The sequence below is a fragment of the Celeribacter sp. genome (assembly GCF_048270365.1).
Lineage (GTDB): Bacteria > Pseudomonadota > Alphaproteobacteria > Rhodobacterales > Rhodobacteraceae > Celeribacter.
This window is the reverse complement of the sequence record NZ_JBLWTA010000026.1, coordinates 1-25066: the sequence shown is the minus strand read 5'-3', so window position 1 is coordinate 25066 and position 25066 is coordinate 1. Positions and strand designations below refer to the sequence as shown.

Genomic DNA, 25066 nt, shown 5'->3' with positions numbered 1-25066 from the left:
CTTGATGTATGGCGTAAAGTCGAAACGCGCGCTCCGCTTTAACGCAGATCGAAACTGACGAGTGCAAAGCGACTTTGTTCTAAGCGGTCGCGATCGAGCGCGGAAAAGACGTCTTCCGCGCTGCGTCCGTCCATTTCGGTCAGGCCGAACGGCCCGTCTTCGCTGCCCAGTACCATCAGGATTTGCCGGGTCTCGCGCCCAGAGCCGACCCGCGCCACGGGTGCGGAAATTACCGGAATGCCATTCTCAATCGTGGTGAAGCGGGACAGGTCCTGCACCACGCCATTGTCGTCGATCATGAGCACTGCAAGATCGAGCCCGCCCGCACCGGAGACCTGCGCTTCGATGGTGTCGCCGCTTTGCAGGTTGGTCGAGGCAAGACTCAAACCGATGCGTGCGGCGGGATAGGAGGCGGTCAGTGCCACCGCGTCGAGGGCGGCGCATTGCCGGGGGTCGATCTCTTCGCGCACCCGCGTCACGGTCTCGAAACCATCCAGTATCGTTGCGCTATAGGTGTCGAGTGCGTTGCGATCCGCCCCGATCAAGGACAGACCGACCTGCCCATCCGCGCCGCGACGGGGCAGGGCCAGCGTACAGCGCGGTGTTTCGTTGGCGCGGATGCGGGTCAGGAGTTGACCGATGGTCAGATCGGCGGCGCTGGCATTGGCGAGGGGCGCACCGAGGCCTGTGGGGCCGATTTGCGGCGTGGTCGGATCGGCCTCTTCTCCGGTCTCCGGCACACTGGTGGGCACGCTGGGTGGCTCAAGGGCAGCCAGATCCAGCGGGCTGTCGGGCAGCGGCGGCTGAGTGAACAGGCTGTCCGGTGTTTCGAGCGAAATATCCCCTGAGAAAGGCGAGGGCGCATAGCCGCCGACCTCGGCCAAGGGCGAGACGAAATTATCCTGCACAAGACTTTGTTCGGCGGGCAGGGCAAGCCCCTCTTGCGGCTCGGAAATCTCGGGCGCCACAGGGAGCGGTAGCGGATCTGGCTCTGCGATGTTTTCCTCGGCAGGCTCTTCGACAGTCTCGTCTGCGACGATCTCCGGCTCAGAAACAGACGTCTCGTCCTCACCCGCCGGCGCGGCCTCCGGCGCCTCTTCAAGGGCACCGTCCAGATTGGTTTCGGCCTCTTCCTCTGAGGCAATATCCTCGGGGATTTCGGCGATGGGGGCGGTGTCGACGTAGTTTTCGAGATCGAGAATTTCGAGACTGATCACCAGCTCCGGCTCATCTTCTTTCGGGGGAATGATCGCCAGAGAGGCCGTTGACAACAAAAGCAAAGCCGCGCCGTGAAACAGCAGAGAGCCCGTGAAGGGCAGGGCCCATTGACCGGGCTTCATGCGGTCATAGGGCAGAAAACTCACACTCCGTCCTCCGCAGAACGGTGGAGGGTCACGAGGCGAATTTCAACCGCGATGAGCTGTTCTGCGGCGAGCGCATCCAAGAGATCAAACGCGCGCGTCTCGCGGTCGGCCAGCACATGCAGCACCGGGTGGTCGATCAGAAGATCGTTCAACGTGCCGGGCGCAACCGGTGCGCCATCCAGCACCATGGCCCCATCGCCTTCAACGATCAAAAGCGGTTTCGGCAGGAGATCGAGCGGCAGGTCTTCGGTCTCGGGCAAGCGGACCTGAAACTCCCCTGCGCCGATCAGCGAGCCGGTGGTGAGAAAGAAAAAGATCAGCAAGAGCACGATGTTGACGATCGCCAGAGAGGAATCCAGCTTGATCTTCAGCTCCGGCGGATGCAGGCGCTGGCCTTTCATGGCGCCTCCCGGATGATCTGAACCCCGGCGATTTCGGCGCCTTCGAGGGCAGAGAGGGCTGTCGCCACATCCTGCACCCGTGCCGTGGCGGTGATCGCCAGAACAAGCTGCCCTTGTGCCCGCTGCTGACCGAGCGCCTGCGCCAGGTCCGAAAGCCGATCCGTGGCAAATTCCTGCCCGTCGACGGTGACATGGCCTTCGAGAAGGCGCCAGACCGTGACCTCAGCCCCGGCCAGAGGCGCATCGGGGGCCGCGTCGGGATCGGCGGTCAGGGCGGTGGTGTCTTCGGGTAGGGCCTCCCCTTCGGTCTCAGACGGTGCGCTCTGTAAGGTCAGAAGCGAATAGGGCGTGAGGCTCGAGGAGAGCATGAAAAAGATCAAGAGCTGAAACATGGCGTCCGCGAGCGGCGTCAGGGCGAACCTGTAACGTCGTTTGCGGACGGGCAAGCTGGAGATCAGGATGCTCATGATGCTCTTCCGAACTCAGGCGGCCTTGGCTTTGGGATCGACGCGGCCGTGGATGGAGGCCGACATCAGCGCTTCCATCATGTTGCGCTCGCGGTCGATCCGGCTTTCGAACCAGGTTGCGACGAAGAAGGCGACGAGGGCGATGGCGAGACCGGCGGCGGTGGTCGACAGCGCCACATAAATCCCTGAGGCGAGCTGCGTCGGGTCCACGGCGCCATTGGTCTGGGACAGAACGCTAAAGGCGTCGATCATGCCGATGACCGTGCCCAAAAGCCCAAGCATGGGCGCCGCTTGCACAACCATATCGAGCGAGCGCATACGTTCGCTCATCCGCGCCAGTTCGATGATCGCGGTCTGGCGCGACAGTTCCTCGGCATAGGTCAGATCGCTTGGGCGGGCCCGCACGCCGGAGAAGGCGGCTTGCAACACGCGCGCCAGAATCGAGTCGCGTTTCGAGGCGGCTTGCACGGCGCTGTCCACTTTTCCTGAGAGCCAATCGTCGAGGATTTTCTCGGCCGCCTTGCGTTTGCCGACCCCCATGCGGGCGAATTGCGTGAATTTGTAAATCGCGACACTGACGGTGAAAAAGGACAGGGCCGCGAGGGCGATGTAGATCGTGACAGCGACGATTTGGAAAATGCTGAAACTCATGAGCGACCTCTGAGCGCGAGATGGGAGGGGAGGGTGCGATTACGGGCGCAAAAGCTGAAAAAAATACATGAATACATTATGGTAGAAAACGACGCAGAGGCCCCCGAAACAAAAACACCGCCTGTAGTAGCGGTGCTCATGGGGGGGGAGTCAATAGGGTCGTCTGGCTTTTTGATCCTGACGTTTGAACGGTCGCAGGGACGATGTTCAGCGATAGACGCCAATCAGATAATTCGGCACCGCTTCCTCCTCGAATGGACCGACAAATGCGGTTTCACCGTAGGGTGCGATCTCGGGCGACATGGTGGAGAGCCGCGGTTGTGCGGGGGAGGTGAGAGGGGCGGCGCTGTAAAGCACGTCCATGCCGCGCTGCGCCTCTTGCGTCTCGCTGATTCTCTGCGCCTCGATGTCTGTTTCCTGCGCGGTCTCTGCCTCGATGGAGGCGGGCGCGGTAACAGAGGGGGGCGTAGCTGTGTCCGGCGCTGTATCCGGCGACGCTGAACGCGTATGAGGACCTGTTGGTTCGACAAGGTCCGCGCGATCTACAGACGCCTGAACAACAGAGGGGGCCTGAAAAACAGGGCTTTGTGGCATGTCGGCGATCATCACATCAGAATTCAGACGGGCGAGTGACGTGGGCTCGTCGACACAGGATGCTGTTCCCGATCCGCTGATCAAACAGTGGCTGTAAGACAGACCAAACGCAGAGGCGACGGATAGGCTAGTGGCACCAAAGAAGAACAAAATACGCTGTTTCATGAGATCAGTTTAGCACAATTAATGACAGAAAGCATAAGATGAATCTGATCCTTTCAGATTTTTCCGCGCAACGCCAGCATTGCTCTTGCTCGTCTGGCGAATACGAAGCTTTGTTGCACGGAGTTTGCCGTATGTTGTAGGCAGGGTATTGAAAACGCTTGGTTTGATGAGAAGGTTGCGTGGCGGATATGTCGCATGTGAGAGGCAGGATTGGTTCCTCTGGCCCGGCTGCCCCCTGGTTCTGGGGCGCGATGGCCGCCGTCTGGCTCGTCAGCCCCGCCGAAGCGCGTTTTCAGGTCTGTAACCAGACCTTCGATGTGGTCAATCTTGCCATCGGGCAATGGGATTATGACGCTTGGGAAACCTCTGGCTGGTGGACCATCGGACCGAACCAATGCGCGGATGTGATCGAGGACGATCTGACCTCGCGCTTTGTCTATCTTTACGCCCGTGACGTGTTCAACAAGACGATGGTTTCGGGCACGACCGAGATGTGTCTCGATCCAGGCGAATTTCGCATTCGCGGGCATGAGGATTGTCTGGTGCGCGGCTATCTCAGCGCCCCGTTTTTCGAAGTCGACACACGCCGCTCCGAGCGCTGGACCTTCTACATCCAGACCCGATAACAGCCCGAGAACAGCCCGGTCAGAAACGCGGTAAATTTCGCGCGTTTTCTGGGCTCTGGGCTTGCCGCGCCCGAGGCCTTTCGCCTATCGTGGGGCGGTATTTGAAACGTAAACTATTCCAGGTGTGAAGAGGGACGGCGGTGCAAAAGTCCGAAGAGAACGGAAGGGTCACAGGACGTGCCCGGACTGCGCGCTTGGTCGGGTGGCGTTCCCTGAGTGCGGCCTTTTTGTTGACATTTGGCTCCGGCCTTCACGCCCAGAGTTTCGATGCGCGTCCGATCACCTTCGACCCGGCGCCCGGAGAGGCGCCGTTGGTGGTGGCCTATGAACCTGCTGCAGAGCTGCCCCGGCTGATCCGTTTCACGACTGTGCCAGAGGCGCAAAGCGGCGATGCCATCGCGCCGCGCGCCGGATTTCCCGCCCCGTCGATCATCCTCGGGCGCGTGGCCTCCGGGACGGAGGAAAGCTATGGAATCGAGCGGTTGATGCCGGAAACCGTGGCGCAATTTGCCTTTCCCTATAATGACGTCGAGAGCCGCAATGCGCTTCGAACCTCCGATCCGGAGATGTTTCGTGCGCTGGTGAGCCAGGGCCATGTCGATCCGCCGGTGGACCGGGTGGCCGTGGCGCTACAAGAGGAATTGCGGCGGATGAATTGTTACCGCTCGTCGATTGATGGCGACTGGGGGGCTGGCTCGCGGCGCGCGGCGACGGAGTATTTCCGCACCAGCGGGGTCAACGACAACGGTCTCGGGTCGACCGCCACGGTAGAGCTGTTCCGAAGCATCGTGTTGGGCGGAGACACCACCTGTGTCGTGGCGGCGCAGACCAACACGCGCAGCAACCGTCCCTCCAGCAGCGGCAGCCGGCCTGCGTCCGGCGCGTCTTCGGGCTCTTCCGGCACCTCGGGCGGCACGTCAGGCAGCAGCTCCGGTGGCTCCGGGCCGTCGATTTCCGGCGGCGGTGTCGGCGTGTTCCGCTAAGGCGTTTGGATGAAAATCGAGGTCGATCCGAATTTCAAAGGCAGTGGACGCCAGGCTGCCCGACGGCAACGCAGCCGGTTGATGCGTCGGATCGCTGCGGGGCTTGGCGGGGTTGCCATTCTGGGTGGGATTGCGGTGATCGTCCTGCGGCCGGGTGCCGGGCCTGCACCAGACGCGGAGGAGCCGGTTCTGGTGCAGATGGGCGAAACCGCTGACGGCGCGGTGCAAATCGTTGCGGCCGGGGCCGAGGCGTTTCTGAACATCCGGGGCGCGCCGATGATCCTGACCTTGCCCGAAGGCAACGCCAATCTTGGCGAGCGCCGTCTGGTGGCCGGGGTGTCGCTTGAACCCGGACGGTTTCCGGTGGGTCGGCATTTCGACCTGCTTGAGGACGCGTTGTTTGACAGCAACCAGAGGGTGCAGCTTTCCATTCCCTCCTCCAGCGCCGATCTGGCCGCTTTTAACGCCCGCCGCTCCGATGGCATCGCGCTTGGGGCACAACAGGGCTCCGTCGATGTTGGCCTGCCCGAAGAGGTCTCCGCAGGCACCGAGGTGGATGTCGAGGACGGGCGCGGCAGTTGGGGCGAGGTCATCGGCGAGAGCGGTACGGTGGAGGCGCAGGAGGTGCGCTATATCGAGACGGTGATCGAAAACACCACGACCTCGGCCTTGAGCACCCCGTCCCCTGAGCGCCAGTCGCTGTTTCGCGAGGCGCTCGAAGATGTGCCGGAACCGCGCAAGCTCACCGACATCTTGACGGCGCAGAAACTCTCCGACACCGAGATCGACCGCGTCCTCGCGGCCCTGTCCCGCGAAACGGAGGCGGCGGGGCTGGCGATTGAGAGCCTTACGGAGTTGCCCGCGCGTAGTCTGGTCGCGATGCGGCTCGATGACACGCGCTACGAGGCGCGGCTGTTGCAAATGTCGATCTACGGGCCAGACGGCTATCTCATGACGCTGGTGCAGCCGCGTCCGGGCCGTTTTGTTTCGGGCGCCGATCCGTGGTTCTCCAGAGACTTGCGGTCGCTGGCCAACCGCGCATTGGCGGCGCGCGGCACCGAAGGCCAGCTTCGTCTCAAAGATGCGATCTATTCTCTGACCCTGCGCCATCAGATGCCCTCCGATCTTGTCGGCGAATTGCTTGTGATGTTGGCGCGGGTGCAGGATCTCGATCAGATCGTCGATGAAAAGGACCGCATTCGCATCCTCTACGCCGAGGATGGCGCGGACCTTCCGGCGGGGCGCATCGCCTTTGCCGCGCTCACCGGGCCTGAGCTTGATTTGAAATGCTACGTGACGCGTGGCCCGCGTGAGGATGCCCCCTATGCCTGTTTCGATCCTTCGAAACCGCAAGGGCCGGCCTATGGCGGCGGTGGCGGGCTTTTGCCCGGTTTCATTGTGCCGGTCGCGGGCACCAAGACCTCCGGGTTTGGGCCGCGCTTCCATCCGATCCTGAAAAAAACCGTCAGTCACAACGGGCTGGATTGGGGCGCGCCGGTGGGCACGCCGGTCCATGCCGCCGCTGCAGGCACGTTGATCCGGGCGGAATTTTCCGGCGCTTATGGCAATATTGTCAGCCTCAAACATGCGAATGGATATGAGAGCCGCTATGCCCACCTCAACGCCTTCGCCGATGGGGTGAAGGTGGGGGATGAGGTACAGGCGGGCGCTCTGATCGGTTATGTCGGCACCACCGGGCGCTCGACCGGGCCGCATTTGCATTTCGAAATCCGGCTGAACGGAGCGCCCATCGATCCGACCGGAAGCAGCCATGGGTCGCAAGCCGTGGAGGCCTTGGTCAACCGCATCATCCGGGTCGAAAGTGCCGGCAATGCGCGGGCCCAGAACGCACGCTCCTCGGCCACCGGGCTTGGGCAGTTCATCGACGGCACTTGGATCAGGATGATGAACACCTATCGCCCCGATCTGGTCCGTAGCCTCGACCGCACCGCTCTTTTGGAGCTGCGTTTCGATCCGGCGCTGAGCCGGGAAATGGTGACCAATCTGGCGCGTGAGAATGAGGCCTATCTGCGGGCGCGCGGCCATGTCATCACGCCGGGGCGGCTTTATCTGGCGCACTTCCTTGGACCGGCAGGGGCCGATGTGGCGCTAAAAGCGGCGGCGCAGAACCCGGATGCCCCCGTGCTTGACGTGATGGGCTCTGCCGTGGTGCGGGCAAATCCGTTCCTGACCGGCTGGAGCGTGTCGCAAATGGCCGCTTGGGCGGACCGTAAAATGAACGTCTCGGGCGTTGGGCCGGTGGTCGCACAGGCCGCGACTCCCTCTGTGCCTCTGACCGCCGAAACCAAGCGCTATGTGTCGGCGGTGGACGGGCTTTTGAATCGCTTGTGAGGCCGGATGTGCAAAGTTTCGCTCAACCAGGTTTAAGGGCTGCCGAATGGCGCGTGGCCTGTTGACATGGGAGTAGATAACCTCCTCTATAAAAACAAATTTTTACCAGTAGGATTCTCAATATGTCAGGTGCCAGTGTTCAACCTGGAGCGACCCCGGTCGCGCGTCAGATCAATCATGCCGGAAACGTCCTGCGGCCGCAGTCCTGTAGTGATATTTCATCGAAAATCGCCAATCTTCAGCGCACGATCTCTGCCGCAGAACAGCATTTCGAAGCACAACTGCGCGCGCTCGATCAACAAAGCTTTGGCAACAAAGGCATTTTCTGGGCCTCGATCATCAAAGACAGCTGTGTCGCCTTTCTCGATGTGGGGGCCAATGTGCTTGAAATCGTCGGTATGAAACAGGCGGCGACCGTGGCCTCGCAAGGGGTGAACGCGATCCAGATTTCTGGCACGGCGGCGGAATGGCACGCCGGGCAGAAATCGGCGTCGCAGGCTTTGACCAGCATGGCGAAAACCGGTGTGTCTGCGCTTCCGACCAACTCGGCGGCGGGGCAGGCCGGGAAATTCATCGGTGGCTCTTTTGTGGGGGCGGGCGAGATTGCGGTCAACGGACCGCAACAGGCACAGTCCGAGACACAGAATATGGCCATGGGCTATGCGCGCGACCAGATCATTGGCACCGCAGATCTGATTGCCAAAGCCGCCGAAGAAGGCGATGCGTCATGGGGCGCTGGGCTTGGCAAAGTGATGAACGGGGTGAAGGGGCTTGTGGCGCTTCAGACCTATGATCAGAACCTGAACAAGAGCATGGACACCTATTTCGACGAAAAGGTCTCCATCGACACGCGCACTTTCACGCTGAAACTTCAGTTCCGTCGCAAATTCGCCGAGTTGAAAACCCAGCTTCGCACGCTCGAAGCGATGCTTCAGCAATGTCTGGCGGAAAACAATCTGGCGTAATGGGCCTTTCACCTGCGCTTAGGTGGCCCTGATGGTATAAAACCCCCGCGATGCGGGGGTTTTTGTCATTCTGGGGCGTCGCCTTGGCTTTCACGCCTTAAAGCGTTTCTCAAAAAACTTGAGGCACTCAATTTTTGAGAAACGCAGCAACATCAATGCAGTGTGGTAACGTTTTTCGCTCAATCTGATTCAGATTAAACGAAAAACGCTTTAGGCAAATTCATACTCAAAGGCATCTTCCGTCCGGGTCACGTTCACCGTCGCAAATTCCTCGCCTGAGACCATGCGCTCCAACACATGGCGCGACAGTTCCGGCAGGATGGAGTTGGTGATGATATTGTCGATCATCCGCCCGCCGCTGTCGGGGTCGCGGCATTGCTCGGTGATGTAATCCATCACATCCGCGCCATAGACCAGTTCGGCATTGTGCGAGGCCTTGAGGCGTTTGGCGACAGAGCGGAGTTTCAACCGGGTGATGTCCGCAAGCGCCTCTTTGCCCAGCGGGAAATAGGGGATCGACACGATCCGGCCCAGAAGCGCGGGCGGGAAAACATCGAGCTGGAACGGTTTCAGTGCAGCAGACAATTCGTCCACGTCCGGCTTGGTGTTGCCGTCCTCGGCCATCTCCATGATCACCTCGGTGCCAACGTTCGAGGTCAACAGGATCAAAGTGTTCTTGAAGTTGATCGGGCGGCCGTTGCCGTCCTCCATGATGCCCTTGTCGAAGACCTGGAAGAACAACTCGTGGATGTCCGGGTGGGCCTTTTCGATCTCGTCCAAAAGCACCACGGAATAGGGCTTGCGCCGCACCGCTTCGGTCAGACGCCCACCTTCGCCATAGCCGACATAGCCCGGAGGCGCGCCTTTCAGGAGCGAGACGGAATGGGCCTCTTGGAATTCGGACATGTTGATGGTGATGATGTTCTGTTCGCCACCGTAGAGCGCCTCGGCCAGTGCCAGAGCGGTTTCGGTTTTACCAACGCCCGAGGGGCCGCAGAGCATGAAAACACCGATGGGTTTTTCCGGATTGGCGAGGCCTGCGCGCGAGGTCTCAATCCGTTTGGCGATGGTCTGAAGCCCGTGATCCTGCCCGATCACACGTTCTTTCAACCGATCCGCCAGTGTCAGAACCGCCTCCAACTCGTCCTGCACCATCCGGCCCGCCGGAATACCGGTCCAGTCGGAAATCACCGAGGCCACGGATTGCGCATCGACATGGGCGTAGACCATGCGTTCGTCGGGGTTGGCACCTTCGAGTTCCGCGAGCTTGGCGGCCAGATCGGCGCGGACGTCCGCCGGGTCGATGTCTTCGGCCTCGTCTGTCCCAAGGCTGGCGCGCAGTTCGAGGATGCTGTCGACCAGCGCCTTTTCCGCCTCATAGGCGGCTTCGATCCCGACCAGCTCGTCGGCGATCTTCTGTTTCTCTTCGGCGGCCTCGAGGATGCGCTCTTCATCCGTTTGGCCCAATTCGCGCTCGGCGGTTTTCGAGGCGATCTCCGCCTCAAGTTCGCGCAGTTTTTCGCGCATATCGGCGATCCGGGCGGGCAGGGCGGCCTGCGACACCGCAACCCGCGCGCAGGCCGTGTCCAGAAGCGACACCGCCTTGTCCGGCAACTGCCGCGCCGGGATGTAGCGATGCGACAGCGAGACGGCGGCGACGATTGCTTCATCGGAGATTCGCACGCCGTGGTGCGCCTCCATCGGGCCGAGGATGCCGCGCAGCATATAGGTACAGCGCGCCACATCCGGTTCGTCCACATTCACCGGCTGGAAGCGGCGGGTCAGCGCCGGGTCTTTTTCGAAATAATTGCGATACTCGGACCATGTGGTGGCGGCGATGGTGCGCAACGTGCCGCGTGCCAAGGCCGGTTTCAACAGGTTGGCGGCGTCGCCCGTGCCGGCGTTCCCGCCCGCCCCGATCAGCGTATGTGCCTCGTCGATGAAGAGGATGATCGGGGTCGGCGAGTTTTGCACCTCGTCGATCACGGATTTCAGCCGCTGCTCGAATTCGCCTTTCATCGAGGCGCCTGCCTGCATCGACTGGATGTCCAGCTCGAAAAGCTTCGTGCCTTTGAGCTTATCGGGCACATCGCCCTTGGCGAGCCTCTGGGCAAAGCCTTCGACCACGGCGGTCTTGCCGACGCCTGCCTCACCGGTGAGGATCGGGTTGTTTTGACGACGGCGCAAAAGCACATCGACGATCTGGCGAATCTCGTCATCGCGGCCCACGATTTGATCCATACTGTCCGCCGCCGCTGTCATGTCCTTGGCAAAGCGGCCAAGGGCGGTGGAAGCGCCGGGGCCTTCGGTGCCCTCCGTTGAGGTGCCGCCTGCGCCAATCGACGAGCCGTCCATCGGTTGCAGGTTTTCCTCGTCCGAGGCCGACCAGGCCCGCGGGCCTTCGCTCACCACGCGCTCGGGCGAGAGATCGCCCAGCTCCGGCGAGAGCCGTTGCAACACACGTTTGCGTTCGCCATGAGACAGGATCGCGACAAGCGCGTGTCCGGTGCGGATTTGTGCCTCGCCAAACAAAAGCGTGGCGTAAACCCAGCCGTTGTTGAGCGTCGCGCTCATGATCTCGGAGACCACCGGCATTTCGGTGACGTTCTTGTCGAGCCTTCCGAGCGCATTGGTCAGATCGGTCAGAACCCGCGCCCGATCGAGGCCAAATTCGCCGATCATCACCGAGATGTCGCTCTTTGGATCGGAGACCACATGGTAGAGCCAATGCAGCAGATCGACGTGACGATGGCCCTCGCCGCGCGCCTGTCGCATCGCCTTGATAAACGCGTCATACCCCGTGCGATTGAGCTTGCCCGCATAGGTTTCGACCTGAATTTCCGCAGCCATAATATCTTGTTCCTATTACTCTTTTCGGGCCATTTCGGCCCTTACGTCATGTCCTGTGTGATCCGGAACCGGCAGACTTGTACCCGGTTGCCATCCGTAATTTTTGATGTCGGTTGCACGCCCAGCGGCAGCGCACTCATCCAGCCAAGCTCCATGCTCTGGCCCAATTGTGCCGGCGCAATCGCGCCTTTCGGCAGCCAGAGCGCCACATTGACGTCGAAGAACGGCCCGAGATACCCGGCCACGAGATCTTGAAGCTCGCGCGCCTGCGGTCGACCGGGCAGAAACCCCTTGAACTGTGTCATGTCGCGGCAGTCGAGATGCAGCGTCAGGGTCTCGCCCAGCGACCGCGCCCGGCGTCCGGCCCGCATGTTCTGGCCCAATGTCATGCCCTGTTGTCCCAGATGCGAGAGGTCTTCGGGCGCAAAGGGCAGCCAGCTTGCGACAAATTCTTCGACCCGCACCGGGAGATTGAAATGTGCCTTGAGCAATTCGCGCAGCTTGATCGGGCTTTTGACCCGGCCCATGGTGAGCGCGGTGTAGCGCACGCGCACCGTATCGTCGACGGCGCCCCGGTCGCGATGCGGCAGGCCAGCATCGCCGGTAAAGGCCCGGAGCTGATCGGGAAAGCGCCCGCCTGTGGGGTGGTCGAACTGGGTGATGGCGCGGGCGTCCGACCAGCTTCGGTAAAAGAGCTGTTGGAAGCGCGCGGTGAGCATGTCGGCGAAGCGCACGAAAGACGCATCGCCGTTGGCCTGCCAATGGGCCGCCTCGCGGGTGATCGCGGAGGGCATCGGACCGAAGGGGCCAAAGAGGCCGAGAAAACGCGGGCGGACCACCGGCGGAGTGGCGGCGAGATCGACGTCAGACAGATCGCTGTCGGGGAAATGCTGGAACGGGTCCTGTCCCAGATCGGCAATCTCGTCGCGCAGGCGGAGGTTCTCGCCGACGCGGGGGTTCTTACCCGCACGCCGCTCCAGATGACGCATGAGCGTGAGAAAGCCCCACCCCTTGCGCCGCTCCGCGCGGGCCTTTTCCGTCTTCTCGTTCACAGAAGCGGTCCCGATCCGGAGCGGGGCGGCCAAGTTTTGTGCAACTTGCCGGTGCGGTCCAGAAGCGTGAGTTGGGTAAAGCTGTTGACGGCGGCGTAATCGGCGAAGAAGCGATCCAGAATGGCCGAGAGCGTGATCATCCCGCCGCTGTCGATCACCGTTTCGTCCAGCGTCAGGCGAATTTCGATGCCGCGCGCGCTATGATAGCCGTCGGGGCGGCGCAGCGTGCGGGTGATCGGGCGGACATTCATCGCGTGGACAGCGTTGATATGGGCCTGCGTGACCTGATCGGAGACATCGCTGAACAGCCGCAAAACCTCGCGCAGCGCTTCGATATTGCCGCTGCCGTCGCGACCGGTAAAGCCGCGCTGGCTGAGGTTCAAAAGCGAGATGAGGCGCCAGTAATTGTCGCCCGCGTGGTTGCGATGTCCGGCCTCGCGGTCCAGCTCGCTCGCCGCCTCGCGCGGTTTGGTCGGCGCGGCCACGGGTTTGAGATGCACGCTGCGGTCCTCGAGCAGCTGAAAGGTTGCATCCGCAATCGGCAGGATCTCTGGCAAATGCCGGTTCGAGCAAAGTGTCCGCAGGAACAGAAGGTTGGCTTCGTCCTGTTCGGGCGGCTGATAGAGCGTGATCCAGGTCTCGGTGCCCTCATAGCGATAACGTACCCCGCCCGCGCGGAGCTCTTCGCTGGTCAGGCGACGTCTGTCCCGTTCCAACGTGTAATAAAGCGTCTGGCGCGTGGTCGAATGGCCCTTTGGCAAGGCATAGAGCGGCAGCACGTCAACGCGCTCGCGATTGCCCTCGTATTGCGCCCGCACGCCCAGCACGCGGTGCACCTCGTAATTCATCACCGGCGTGCGGTTCGGTGTCACCGGGTAGCGATGATGGCGGTTGTTGAGGGTGATCGGCTGGGCATCGTCTTCAAAAAGGTTGACCGCAGGGGCGCAATAGAGGCCAAGGTCCGCCTCGGAAAACCGTGTGCTCAGATGGCTGTTCACGGCGGAGAATTCGAAAATCACCTGGACCGAGTGGCTTTTGATACCACGGAGATGGCGCGATAGGTCGGTGAAGATCATGCCGAGGAATTTGCGCGGGAAGGCGTAATATTCCAACAGCGTGGAGATGCCGGGGAACAGCAACTCGTCGTGGCCGAACAGTCCGGGCCCGCCGAAACCGACCTGGGCCAGCACCTCGGGCGGCAGGCGGCGCAGCACCGGGTCACCATTGCGATCTTCCCAACGCAGGGTGATGCGGGTGAGCTGGCTGAACACCTGTTCGTAAAGCGCCATGGCTTCGCGCATCGCGCCAGTGAAATGGATCGGCAGGCTGTCACAGGTCAGCTCTTCGAGCGGACCACCGTCGCCCCGTTTGAGGGTGAACACCAGACCGGCTTCGGTGCGTGGTATGCTGTTCTGATCCCCCGAGGGCGTGTCACAGCCAAGCGCGTTCAGCGGCGTGGCGGAGCTGTGATAGGTCGCTTCCGGGATCGCGAAAGGCCAAAGCATGAGCGGTTCGGCCAATCGGTAGCGGCACGTGGTGCGGCGTTCGGCCTGGCTGAAAGAGCTGTCGATATAGGCGCCAACGGGGATCTCGCGGCCTTCAGCCACATCGCCGGGTTTGCCGGGCACTGCGGCACGGACCATCATCGCGGAGGGCAGGGGGGCCGTGGCGTCGGGGAAGAGCTGTTCAAGCAACTCGCGGCTGAACGTGCGGAATTGCTGGTCGATATTGAGCTGAACGCGGGCGGCCATGAAGGCGCTGCCTTCCAACAGCCCGGCAATCGACGGATCGAGGTTCTCTTCGAGCAGCCCGCCAAGACGCTCCGCAAGCCCCGGATTTTCAAGGGCAAAGGCCGCGGCGCGTTCCTTGAGAAGCGCCAGCTCGCGCTCGTAGGCTATCTTGAATGCGTCCTTCATGAGGCGGCACGTTTCGGTTTATCGACCATGCATTTGCCAGCGCCGAGATCGACATCGGCCTGAAAGTCGATGGCAATGTCGGCCGGGTCTGCGATCAGATCGGCACTCACGAAGACGGCGATACGTTGCCGGGCGTCGCCTTCGATGGCTTCGACCTTGACGTTGAGCGACTGCTTGACGAGGCGGGGCTCGTGATCGAGCAGGGATTGCTTGATCGAGCGGGAAATATAGGGCGCGATCAGGTCTTTTCGCGACATGTTGGACAGGTCTTGAAAGCCGTAATTCACCACCGAGCGCGCCACATGGGGCGTGTCGGAAAGGTCGACCGTGGCGTCGAGGCGAATGGTGTTCATCAGGATAGACAGGTGGTCACGCACATGCGCGCGCAAAGTCTCCTCGTCGACGCCGAGACGGCGGGCGTTGGAGCGTTGCGACAGTTCGGAGGTCAGGGTGACGTTATCCCTTTCGCGGTGCACCACATGAGAGGCGTGAGCGTCCTTTTCCTCGAAGGCGAGCCGAAACACATCAATCAGCGCGATGCGCGACCGGTCGTGGATCTGGCGCGACTGTTGCCGCCGGGATGAAGATGGGGCGGAGGTCAAGGGTGGGCGCTCTACAAAACGGGATTGTCGTCATTAAAAGGTCGATGCGCCACCCGCGAAGGGCAGCGCATGACACTATTCGAACAAAGGGGATTAAACCGCTTCGTTTTTCGCGATGTCGAAGCCCGCGGTGCCTTCCGGACCTTTGGAGCCATCGGCTTTTTGAGACGCGTAAACCACTTCGTACTTGGCGAAGTTCAGGGTCACGGTTTCCATCACACGGTCCATACCATCGCCGGAACCGCCGGTGGTGTAGGACGAAATGATGATGTCGGTCATCTTGATTTTGAAATACTCAAGCGGCGTGCTGCCAGCTTTGCGAACGATGAGTTCACCTTCTGCGATATGCAGACCGGAGGCACAGGACTTCAGAAGTTCATGCGTCGCCATGTCGACATATTTGGTCACGGTCAAATCCTGCACGTTGACCTTGCCGGAGCCGCCGCCCGGGCCGAGGTGGGTGGTGCCGGACTGGGACATGCCCCAGGACCATGCGGTCACATCGATCGAGCCCGCGTGCACTGCATCCACGGATTCGCCTTTAATTTTGTCGAGAATGAGAAAGATATCGACAGCCATATTAAGTTCCTTAGTTAATCATTACTTAGCTGGCGGGATTTTGGACACGAGGCTCATCCCAATGTCCATTCCCTCCATCTGGAAGTGCGGTTTGAGGAAGAACTTGCCCATATAATATCCGGGATTGAGTTCGTCCTCGACCACGTCAACCCTGGCGGCAGCCAGAGGTTTCTTCGCCTTTTCGCGCTCATCGGCATTTTCCGGGTTGAGCGTCACATATTGATCAATCCAGCTTTGCAGGTTTTTCCGGATTTGATCCTTATCTGCCGACGAACCGATCTGATCTCGGATCATTGCCTTCAGATAATGGCTAAAGCGAGAAATCGCGAACATGTAGGGCAGGCGCGAGGACATGTTGTCCGATGCGGTCGCCTGCGGGTCCACGTATTTCTTCGGCTTGTACAGCGACTGACCACCGAGGAAGACGGCCTTGTCACTGTTTTGACGGTGAATGAGCCCCAGAAGGCCCACTTTCGACAACTCGCCTTCGCGACGGTCGTCGATCGACACTTCGGTCGGGCATTTGAGATCGGTCTCGCCGGCGCCGGTGTCGAAATGATGTGTCGGCAGCTTGGTCACTTCGCCGCCGGACTGAACGCCGCGGATGCGGACGGTCCAGCCGTATTCCTTGAACGCCCGGTTGATGTTCACAGCCATGGCGTGGGCCGCGTTCATCCAGGAGTATTTGTCGCCCTTGTGGCCGTCCGTGTCCTCGACGAAGTTGAACTCTTCGACGGTCATGGTGCTGTCCGGACCATAGGGTTCGCGGGCCAGAACGCGGGGCAGGGTGAGGCCGAGGAAACGAGCGTTTTCGCTCTCGCGCAGAGAATTCCAGCCAGCATAGTCAGAGGCCGTGAACAGATCTTCGACATCCGGCGGATTGGCGATGTCGTTCCAGCTCTCGAGGCCCAGCAAACGCGGACCTGCGGAGGCGATGAACGGAGCCAGTGCGGCTTCGGCGATCTTGGAGACCGAGCTCAACAGGGCGACGTCGGCAGAGGAGTGATCGAAATAATAGTCGCCCACGATGGCGCCGATGGGTGCACCGCCCAGCGTGCCGATCTTGCGCTCGTAGATTTGGCGATAGAGCGGCGAGCGATCCCATTTGGCGCCCGGGTAGCGTTTCATCATCGACGCCAGTTCGGACTTGGAGGCATTCATCACCTCGACCTGAAGCGAGGCACCGGTTTCCGAATTGTTGACCGTATAGGCCAGACCGCGCCAAGAGCTTTCGAGTTTCTGAAACTCTTCGGCATGCAGGATCTCATTGACCTGCGCGCTCAACTGTTGGTCGAGCCCGGCGATCATCGCCTGCAACGTGTCGATTACGTCATCGTCGACGATGGTCTGTTCGGCAACGGCCGTCTGAACCACAGTGGCCAGCGCGTTGTCGATGGCTTTTTCAGCCACCTCTGTCGTCGGGTTGATCGTCTGTTTCAGAATGGCGGAGAAATCTTCAAGTTCGCTCAGCGCGGACTTTGCTTCTCCCGATGCGACCTGGGCTTCTTCTGCCAATTGTCACGCTCCCTGTAAAAATGCGGCGCCGGAATGGCCGCATGCGATTATCACTCTTCGGCGGTATTAGCTTCTTCGGCGGCGCGCTTGGCGTCGGCTTCCGCCTTGGCCTGAGCGGCGAGCACCTTGAGACGTTCCGGATCGTTCAGCAATTCCTTGATCTGCTCCTGCGCCTTCGGTTTCGACGTCATGTAGAGCAAGAGATCGGCCAATTGTTGACGCGCTTCCAGAAGCTCGTTGAGCGCAGGCACCTGTTTCGCGATCTGCGCCGGTTCGAAATCGTCCATCGAGTTGAACCGAAGCGACACGCCGAGTTTCTGACCTTCGCCGTCCTTGAGCTTGTTGTCGACCATCATGCTCAGGCCCGGCTGGATCTTTTTCTCCATGTAGCTGTCGAGTGTGGAATTCGTCACTTTTTCGAATTCGCGCTGATCCACAGGGGCCTTCTCAACGCCGGGCGTGTTCCCGGACAGGTCGCTCATCACACCCATCACGAAAGGAAGCTCGACTTCCTTCTGAGAGTCGATCGGATCCGTGTAGGCGATATGCACCCGTGGTGGACGATTACGTCGAATGTGTCCGCTGCCCGTATCTGAGGCCATAAATCACTTCCTCCAAAACTTTCTACCGGGGATTGAGACCCGGGAAAGGCTGATATGTCAATGGCATAATTGCCAGAACTTCATGAAGCTTTCACGTCAGGGTTGTCTGGGAATGAGTTCGCGCATCAAGGCTTCGAAGTCTTTTCCGATGTAAGAACGGGCCTTTGAAAGCAACATCGGAATGGGAGAAGAGCGCTCTACGGCCCTAAAATAGCTCTCTATAGACAACAGCTGTGTTTGAGCCTCCTGCGAGGTGAGCACCGGGAAGCGCGCAGCTTCGGCCATCAGAGCATCTTCATCTTCCGGGTCAAGGGGAACGAATGCGGGAACTTTCCCCGTCGCGACCGGAGCGGTTTGCGCGGATTTCGGCTCAGGTTTGGGCTCAGACGCGGCGGGCGCAGGTTTCGGTACGGCGCTTCCCGATTCGTGCATGCCGAGGATTTCGTCGATCGACAATTTGCGCGGACCTTCCGGCTCTGGCGCCGGTTCCGGCGCGGGGGCGGGCTCGACGGCGGTCTCGGGCTCTGGGGCAACTGCAACGGGAGGCGGTGTCGTGACACTCATGGCCTGATCGGACAGCGCCCGCAAATGGCCATGGCTCAGGCGAAACCCGCTGTCCTCGGCAAAATTGATCGCGGCGCGTGCGGCGGTGTCAGGCATCAACACCTCGAAGGCTTCGATGAGCGATTTTCCCAAGAGCATGCGGGATTGCGTCACCAGAAGGAGCGCCGCCGAAGAGGGTTCGAAATGGCGGAAATATTGCTCAACCGCGCGCAGACGGGCGGCGGCCTCCTGTTGAGATTTGATCTCGGTCTGCGGGGGCGCAGGGACCATTGTTGGCGCCGCTGTTGCGGTGGTTTCGGTCGTAGAAGCTGCGTTTGTTTCTGGCGTCTCAGGGGCCTGAGTGACCTGTGCCGGGGCCTGATCAGGGACGGCGGCGTCGAGCAGCGCCAGAATGTCCGACAGAAGGCTGTCGAGCGGTGCGAATTGCGGTTTCGGCCCGCTGGTGATGGCGCCGTTGATCCGATGCAGAGCATTGCGGAACCGCTTCAAAAGCAGCCGGTCTTGTTGGGTTTCTTCCTTTGCGAAACTCAACTCGCGCATCAGGGCACCCAATTCGACGTCCTGCTCGTCCTCGCGTGCCGTCATCTCGCCGCGGGCGACGGTGACAAGCCGGTAGGTGGTGGAAGTGTTCGCCAAATTCAGGTGCCGCAGCGGTTGCAGCATGGTTTCCTGATGGCCCAGATCGTTGAAGGCCTCGAGCCGGTCCGTCGGGCCATCTGCGAGCGCCGGCAGCACATGTTCGGGCATCTCGGCCATCAGATCGGCCATCGCCTCGACGCTTTCGACGCAGGGGGCGAGTTTTCCGGCGAGGATCGCCCAGCGTGCCCGAAGTGACAAAAGCCGCAAGTCGCGGCTGCGTTGCAAAAGCGCGTCGATGCTTGCGAGTTCGCTCTTTAGATCCACATCCGCCGGGTCGAAGACGGTGGCACTGTCCATCCCCGGCTTGACATAGGTGATGTCGATCCGGTCGAGGGCGGAGAAGTAGTAGTCACCGTATTCTGCGTCGTCGGCCTCCCAGAGGTCGGGACCTGCCGGGCTGTCGCCGGTCAGCGGTTTGCTCACCCAATCCAGACTCATCTACCGATCCCCCTCATACCCTGACTCGCGTTCTTTGTGTTCATGCCATGCCGTCACATCCGACGCAACGCATCGGCATAATGCTTTGAAAAGGCATCTATAAATGAATCCAACATGCCGTTTTCACCGCGGGCGGCCTTGTCGTCCCAGCGCTGCACGAATTCTTCCCAGAACTTCTTGGATTTGCCGCCCAACCGTCCGCCTTCGGTCGAGTCCTCGATCTCGTCGGGGGACAGCCCGTCGAGCATATCCGCCAGCGCCGGTTGAAGGGCTGCGACCACGGCGGCCTGATGCTGGCGAATGTCGGTCAGCGCATTGGCGAAACTGTCGGGCCCGGTCATATAGCCATCGCGCGGGGTCACGAACATGGCGGCAAAGGCGGCGTCACGGTCCGGCATGAATTTCATTGGATTGTTGCCCGCAGCGTTGAGCATGGTGCGCTCTTCCTTGGAAAAGAACATCTTCACCGCCGCGCGATCCGTCAGCATTTTCATGAAGTCGTCGGTACACATGCGGACGCATTGGCCGAGCATATGTCCAAGCGCCTCTGGTGGAATGTCGGGCACGGTCTGCGGCGGCACCCCGGCGCCTTCGAGGAAGGCGGCGAGGAAACGGTCCTGCGCGGCCTGGCCGTTGGGCGGTTGCGACGGGATGTCAGGCGCGGGGGGCGGGGCAGGCTGGCCGTAAAAGGGCTGTGGCGCGGGGGGCGTCTCGGGGAAGGCGGGCTCGGGCGCGTAGGGCGCGTATCCCATATCCGGTCGCATATCCGGGGCCGGCGCTGGCGGCGGTATTTGGCCGGGTGACGGGATCGGCGGCTGGCCCCCCGGACCGGAGGGATGATGATGCGCAGGCGTTTGCGGCATCAGATCGGCCCAATCGTCGAGTTCGGCCTGATAGGGCGGCACTGAGACACCATGCGGGGCGCCGGAGGCCGGGCCTGTCATCGGGGTTTGCAGCCCGTCTTGCAGCCCGTCTGGCAGGCCAGCGACCGCCCCGGCGCCGAGTGTGGCGCGGATGATATATTGCCCGACCGTGTAGCGATCACCGTCCTGCACCTCATGCGCGCTGTCGAGCCGATAGCGTTCGCCATGCAGGAAGGTGCCGTTGGTGGAGACATCCGTGATGTAATAGCGCCCATCCCGAAAGCTCACATCGAAATGGTGCGAGGAGATGTGACGCGAGGCATCGGGCAAGACCCAATCCATGCCGGACTTGCGCCCGACCTGCGCCGTGCCGCCCGACAGGGTCAGGGAGACCGGCCCCCCGTTTGGCAGAGTGGCGTGGTTTTCAATGCGCAATGTCAGGCTTTGCATAGGGACTTCAAAGTGTTGGGCCTGTCCGTTCCAAGGAGGGGCACCTCTCGGACTTGGCGTTTATGAGATGTGGCGTTTAATAGATTCTGAATAATCCTGCCGCGAGATCGAGGACGCGGGCAAGGCTCACGGAGCGATGGTCGAGCCCCAGCGTGGCAATCGACGACAACACCGCCGCATTCACCGCTTTCGGGGTCCGCCAGAGGGGGACAGCCAAAGGATCGTTCGGCGCCATGGGGCCGCCGGACCAACCGACCGCGAGACCAAGATAGACGAGGGGGGTGCGCCGGGGGGCGAAAAGCGCGCTTTGCATGGCATGCCAACGGGTCTCATGGCCGGGATATTCGAGCCATTGCAGCACCGCATTGGCGAGATGGCTGTCTTCGGGAGAGAGATTGGGCTGGTTCATCCGCACGCAATCGACGCCCCATGAGATCGCCATTTTCGGCTCGGCGGCGAAGGCGGCATAGGTCACTGCATCTTCCGGCGTGGTCGAGCTGCGCAGCCGTTCGAGATAGCCGAGCGCATCCTCGTGTTCGTTCGGGCGGTGTTTGGTGAAAATCCCCACTTCCGGCATGCTGCGGTAAAGGGCCTGCGGGCTGTCGATCCGCAAGCTGCGTTTTGGGGGCATGGTGTGTTCGCTGTCGAGTTCACTATCCATCATGGTTTCCCTGTCTTCACGCCTGTCTGTCCTGCGCCGTGTTGTGGTGTTCGATCTGGTTTTGCCCGGTAAATTGTTGATCCGGTGTTTTGTTGTTCCGGTGTCCGGTCTCGGACGGCATCGTTCATCTCGTCAATCGAATACCGTCCGGGGGCACGGTGTCAAACTGTTCCGGGGGCAGAGCCCCAAGTTTCCGAAATGAGGTGGTCGTGTTCATCCGCAGAATAAGTCAGTGTTTTCTTTGAAGCGACACGGCCCGCCGAAACGGGCCATGTCAGATTAAGCATGTCAGATCAAAATTGAATCCGGAACTGGCCGGTGATGCCCCAGCTGTCGAGGTTTTCCCCTTTGCGCCCGTCGAGACGGATGGTGGCGTTCATCATTTTCGCAGGGCCGAAATCCCCCGGCTCCAGAAGGCGCGTGTAGTTCACGCCCAGAGACAATTCGCCATAGGCACCAAGCGTTTCGAGGGAAATGTCACTCGTGTCGCCCACGCTGTCGGTGTAGGTCGCCAGACGATCATCGGCAAAGTCGTTATAGAGCGTCAGCGTGCTGAAATAGTTCACCGCGCTTTTCTGATCCGTGGCGACCTGGGTTTTTGACAGCGATCCGCTGATGAAGCCGATTTGTGTGTCGCCATCTTCGAGTTGCAGCACGGAACCGTCATCGAAGTTGATCGGATCGGTTTCAGAGCTGGTAAAGGAGAACCCGGCCGTGGTGACCAGATTGAGCCCGTTCTTGTTGATGTCCGGGAACACATAGCCCATGGACCCCGAAATGGTGTGGCCGGAGTTGTCGTATTCTGCATCCGTCAGACCGAGATCGGTGCCGCTTGATCCCGACACTGCGCTGTTGGTCGAGGTGAATTCGGTTTCTTCCAGGCGGAATTGCAGATCCGCAAAGAAGCGGTCCTTTTCCGCCACGACATAGCCGCCGACATAGGTTTGATTGAAATCCGTCTTGGTCCGGCTGAGCACTGTATCCGTTGAGGCCCCGGTAAGTGCACTGAAGCTGTAGACGTCGTTTCGCGATGAGCCTTCGTTCACCCCGACGATGCCGCCGAACGAGAGGTTCCAGCCGTTGAAATATCCGCCAAAGCAGGAAAAATCACCGCCCGCCTGCAAACCGGAATAGCTCATGCTGATCGGACTGTCGCCGCCACGCCCGGTGCCGATGTCGGTGAAATTGCCGGTGGCATCTGCCTTGCCCCCTGTTGCACGTGCCCAATTGCCAAAGCCGCAGGGTTCGTCTTCGCCGGGGTTGAAGCCTGCCACAAAGGCCGAGGTCGGGCGGTTGACAACGGAGCCGATGAGAGACTGGATGAGGCCGACCGAGGAGGCCACCGCGCTGACGCCGTCAGAAACCGAGCTTTCGATCACATAGCTGCCCGCACCGGTATCGGTGAGCGAGTAAACCAGACCGCCGGAGGTCTCCAACCCGCTGGTGTCGGTGACCGTCAACGTGGAGCTGCCGCCATAGGTCAGAACTGTGATCCCGCCTGCATCGATGGTTCCCAAAGAGCCGCTGGTGTTGCTGAAGCTGAGAGCGACCGAGCCAGAGAGATTTCCACCGACCGCGATGAGATCGCCGGTGGTTGAGCCTTCGGAGAGATCGACATCCATTTCCACCGTGCCGTTGATCACCGCATCCCCGGTGATGTTGAGAACATCGGTGTCGACGCCGTTGGCCAGGTCCAGCGTGCCGGAGTTGTCGAGCGATGCGATTGTTGCCGTGCTCGAGGCTCCGCTGGTTTCATTGACCAAAGCGGTGGTGCCTCCCGAGCTGTTGACCAGATCGACAATCGAGCTGCCACTGTAAAGCGTCAGAGTGCCGGAGTTGGTGATCTCAGCCGAGGTGCCTGCCGAAATGGTCAGACCGGTCTCCACCGTCATATCGCCCGCGTTCGTCAGGGTGCCGGTCAGCATGAAATCGTCGTAAACCACCACTGTGCCGCTGCTCAGCACTGTCAGATCGCCATAAACATCGCCGCCAAGCGTCATGTCGCCACCGTTCTGGATCGTGCTCAGATCGGTGTCAGAGCCGAGCACTGCGCTGGCCCCCACATCCATCGTTGCGCCGCTGTCGAGGGTGATGTCGCCAAGATACGTGCCATTGAGCGTGGTTTGCGATCCGTCCTGAAGTGTCGTCAACCCGGTCACGGTTAGGGTTTCGCCACTGTCCACGGTCACCGTGCCCGCCGAGGTGAGCGTGCCGTCAATCTGGCCCTCTGCGTCCGTCGTATCGACCGTGCCGCCGGCTGCGTTCACCAGATTGCCAATCAGATCGCCCGCCAGAGCGATGGAACCGTCGCTCTGGTTGGTCACCGTGCCGCCTGCGGTCAAAACCGCACCGTCGTCGATCACAAGATCGCCCGCATTGCTCGTTGTGCCCGTGATGGCCGAGCCAGTTCCATCCACGGTCACAGTGCCGCCGTTCTGGTTGGTCAAAGCGCCGTCGATGGCGCCGGTCAGGGTCACATCGCCGCTGTTGTCGAGATCGGAGGCCAAAGTCGCACCGCTGGCGATGTCGACCGTGCCGCTGTTGCTGCTGCCCCCTGAGACGGTGAGTGTGCCGGAGGTGATGTCGAGCGTATCGGCATTGGTCAGCGTGCCGTTCACACTTCCGCCATCGGTGACGGTCATCGTGCCGCCCGAGACATTGTTGACCGTGCCGACAGACCCGCCGTTGAGATCAAAGGTCGCGCTGTTGGTCAGATCGCCCGTGAGCGCGCCGGTCGCCCCGACGGTCAGAGTGGCGCCTGCGGTGTTGCTGATCCCGCCCGCGCTATTGAGGGTGCCATCGACTGTGAGCGTGCTGCCGCTGCCGGTGTTGGTCGTGCTGGCGACGGTGCTGGTGCTGCCATCGGCAAAGCTCATGGCTCCGCCGTTCTGGTTGGTCAGCGCGCCCCCATTGGTGATCCCTCCCGTCGCGTTGACGTCAAAACTGCCGCCATCGTTGGTGATTGCATTGCCGCCCGCATCCAGGATGGCATCAAAGCTCAAACCCCCGGTGTTGGTCAGATCGCCGGTCAGTGTCATGTCGCCGGAGACGGAAAGCGTGGCCGCGTTCTCGATGGCCCCGTCCAGCACCACCGAACCGTCGAGATCGGTGCCGCCATTGAACGTCGCACTGCTGTCGATCACGATGGTGCCCGCCGAGAGCGTACCGGTGCCGACCGTGGTCACATCGCCCGACGTCGTCAAGGTGCCGCTGGTGCCGACCGTGATGCCGTCCGTGGTCAGAGCCAAGGTGCCGGAGTTGTCGATATCGCCTCCCACGGTCTGATCAACCGCGACATTGAGCGTGCCGGAGTTGGTGACATTGCCCGACAAGGTGCCGCCTTCGACTGTCATGCTGTTGGCATTGTCGAGATCGCCGGTGATTTCACCGCCGGTCATTGTGACGTTGCCCGTGGTGTTGTCGAGAGAGGCGACGGTGCCGCCGCCGAGTTCAAGCGTGTCTGCGTTGGTGATCGCGCCGATGTCACCGCCGTCGATGTCGAGGGTGCCGCTCTGGTTGTCGATGTCGCCGGAGGTGCCTGCGGTGATGTTGAGCTCGCCGCCGGTGACGGTCGCGCCGCCGGTGAGAGTGCCCGAAGAGGTGACCGTGCCGCCCGAGACCGAGGTGGTGCCGGTGACGGTCCCGCTGTTGTCGAAGGTGCCGCCGGAGTTGACCAGCGCGCCGACCGTGCCCGCGTTGCTCGATCCCGTGCCGGAGTTCGACAGCGTGCCGGTGACGGCGCCGCCGCTCGCGACATCGACGTCGGT

At 61.2% G+C, this 25066-nt stretch carries 20 protein-coding genes; 4 read left to right on the top strand and 16 right to left on the bottom strand.

Going from position 1 to position 25066, the window contains the following annotated elements; all coding sequences use genetic code 11:
* Window positions 1–38 precede the first annotated feature (38 nt).
* From ACN0X0_RS20015 to ACN0X0_RS19995, 5 genes are all read right to left on the bottom strand, one after another.
* Window positions 39–1364: a hypothetical protein gene (locus ACN0X0_RS20015; protein WP_417280637.1), complete on the bottom strand. Its 1326-nt coding sequence runs from the start codon at window positions 1362–1364 to the stop codon at window positions 39–41.
* Window positions 1361–1765: an ExbD/TolR family protein gene (locus ACN0X0_RS20010; RefSeq protein WP_417280636.1), complete on the bottom strand. Its 405-nt coding sequence runs from the start codon at window positions 1763–1765 to the stop codon at window positions 1361–1363. Before ACN0X0_RS20010 ends, ACN0X0_RS20015 begins: the two co-directional genes overlap by 4 nt.
* Entirely contained in the window at window positions 1762–2232 is a 471-nt protein-coding gene (locus tag ACN0X0_RS20005; protein WP_417280635.1) for an ExbD/TolR family protein, read from the bottom strand. Before ACN0X0_RS20005 ends, ACN0X0_RS20010 begins: the two co-directional genes overlap by 4 nt.
* 15 nt (window positions 2233–2247) lie before the next feature.
* Complete coding sequence (locus ACN0X0_RS20000) at window positions 2248–2883, bottom strand: MotA/TolQ/ExbB proton channel family protein (protein WP_226554205.1); 636 nt, start codon at window positions 2881–2883, stop codon at window positions 2248–2250.
* 207 nt (window positions 2884–3090) lie between these two features.
* Window positions 3091–3642 carry a hypothetical protein gene (locus ACN0X0_RS19995; protein WP_417280634.1) on the bottom strand — a complete coding sequence of 184 codons (552 nt, stop codon included), beginning with the start codon at window positions 3640–3642 and terminating at the stop codon, window positions 3091–3093.
* Window positions 3643–3830: 188 nt separating this feature from the next.
* Between ACN0X0_RS19995 and ACN0X0_RS19990 the strand changes: the two genes are divergently transcribed.
* The 4 genes from ACN0X0_RS19990 to ACN0X0_RS19975 all read left to right on the top strand — a co-directional run bounded on the left by ACN0X0_RS19990 (window position 3831) and on the right by ACN0X0_RS19975 (window position 8568).
* Window positions 3831–4268 carry a DUF1036 domain-containing protein gene (locus ACN0X0_RS19990; protein WP_226554207.1) on the top strand — a complete coding sequence of 146 codons (438 nt, stop codon included), beginning with the start codon at window positions 3831–3833 and terminating at the stop codon, window positions 4266–4268.
* 230 nt (window positions 4269–4498) lie between these two features.
* Window positions 4499–5251 carry a hypothetical protein gene (locus ACN0X0_RS19985; protein ID WP_417280633.1) on the top strand — a complete coding sequence of 251 codons (753 nt, stop codon included), beginning with the start codon at window positions 4499–4501 and terminating at the stop codon, window positions 5249–5251.
* A 9-nt stretch (window positions 5252–5260) separates the two neighbouring features.
* Window positions 5261–7603 (top strand): peptidoglycan DD-metalloendopeptidase family protein, encoded by a 2343-nt coding sequence (locus ACN0X0_RS19980; protein ID WP_417280632.1) that lies wholly within the window; start codon window positions 5261–5263, stop codon window positions 7601–7603.
* Between the two features lie 122 nt (window positions 7604–7725).
* Complete coding sequence (locus tag ACN0X0_RS19975; protein WP_417280631.1) at window positions 7726–8568, top strand: hypothetical protein; 843 nt, start codon at window positions 7726–7728, stop codon at window positions 8566–8568.
* Between the two features lie 210 nt (window positions 8569–8778).
* Here the strand turns inward: ACN0X0_RS19975 and tssH are convergent, their stop codons facing one another.
* The 11 genes from tssH to ACN0X0_RS19920 all read right to left on the bottom strand — a co-directional run.
* Window positions 8779–11418, bottom strand: coding sequence for a type VI secretion system ATPase TssH (gene tssH / locus ACN0X0_RS19970; protein WP_417280630.1), 2640 nt, complete (start codon window positions 11416–11418; stop codon window positions 8779–8781).
* Window positions 11419–11459: 41 nt separating this feature from the next.
* Entirely contained in the window at window positions 11460–12470 is a 1011-nt protein-coding gene (gene tssG / locus ACN0X0_RS19965) for a type VI secretion system baseplate subunit TssG (RefSeq protein WP_417280629.1), read from the bottom strand.
* The gene (gene tssF, locus ACN0X0_RS19960; protein ID WP_417280628.1) at window positions 12467–14386 is read right to left on the bottom strand and encodes a type VI secretion system baseplate subunit TssF; all 1920 of its coding nucleotides are present in this window, start codon (window positions 14384–14386) and stop codon (window positions 12467–12469) included. The genes tssG and tssF overlap by 4 nt, the downstream gene beginning before the upstream one ends.
* Window positions 14383–14988 (bottom strand): type VI secretion system baseplate subunit TssE, encoded by a 606-nt coding sequence (gene tssE, locus ACN0X0_RS19955; RefSeq protein ID WP_417262063.1) that lies wholly within the window; start codon window positions 14986–14988, stop codon window positions 14383–14385. The genes tssF and tssE overlap by 4 nt, the downstream gene beginning before the upstream one ends.
* A 93-nt stretch (window positions 14989–15081) precedes the next feature.
* Complete coding sequence (locus tag ACN0X0_RS19950; protein ID WP_226554215.1) at window positions 15082–15567, bottom strand: Hcp family type VI secretion system effector; 486 nt, start codon at window positions 15565–15567, stop codon at window positions 15082–15084.
* A gap of 21 nt (window positions 15568–15588) precedes the next feature.
* A complete protein-coding gene (tssC, locus tag ACN0X0_RS19945; RefSeq protein WP_417262064.1) occupies window positions 15589–17082 on the bottom strand; it encodes a type VI secretion system contractile sheath large subunit in 1494 nt (497 codons plus the stop codon).
* A gap of 50 nt (window positions 17083–17132) precedes the next feature.
* Window positions 17133–17684, bottom strand: coding sequence for a type VI secretion system contractile sheath small subunit (tssB, locus tag ACN0X0_RS19940; protein WP_417262065.1), 552 nt, complete (start codon window positions 17682–17684; stop codon window positions 17133–17135).
* A 96-nt stretch (window positions 17685–17780) separates the two neighbouring features.
* Complete coding sequence (locus ACN0X0_RS19935; RefSeq protein WP_417280627.1) at window positions 17781–19325, bottom strand: type VI secretion system ImpA family N-terminal domain-containing protein; 1545 nt, start codon at window positions 19323–19325, stop codon at window positions 17781–17783.
* Window positions 19326–19378: 53 nt separating this feature from the next.
* Complete coding sequence (gene tagH / locus ACN0X0_RS19930; RefSeq protein WP_417280626.1) at window positions 19379–20638, bottom strand: type VI secretion system-associated FHA domain protein TagH; 1260 nt, start codon at window positions 20636–20638, stop codon at window positions 19379–19381.
* Between the two features lie 76 nt (window positions 20639–20714).
* Window positions 20715–21299, bottom strand: a complete 585-nt coding sequence (locus ACN0X0_RS19925; RefSeq protein ID WP_226554220.1) for a DUF6931 family protein — start codon at window positions 21297–21299, stop codon at window positions 20715–20717.
* Window positions 21300–21592: 293 nt separating this feature from the next.
* On the bottom strand, window positions 21593–25066 hold a 3474-nt coding region (locus ACN0X0_RS19920), incomplete at its 5' end, for a beta strand repeat-containing protein (RefSeq protein WP_417280625.1).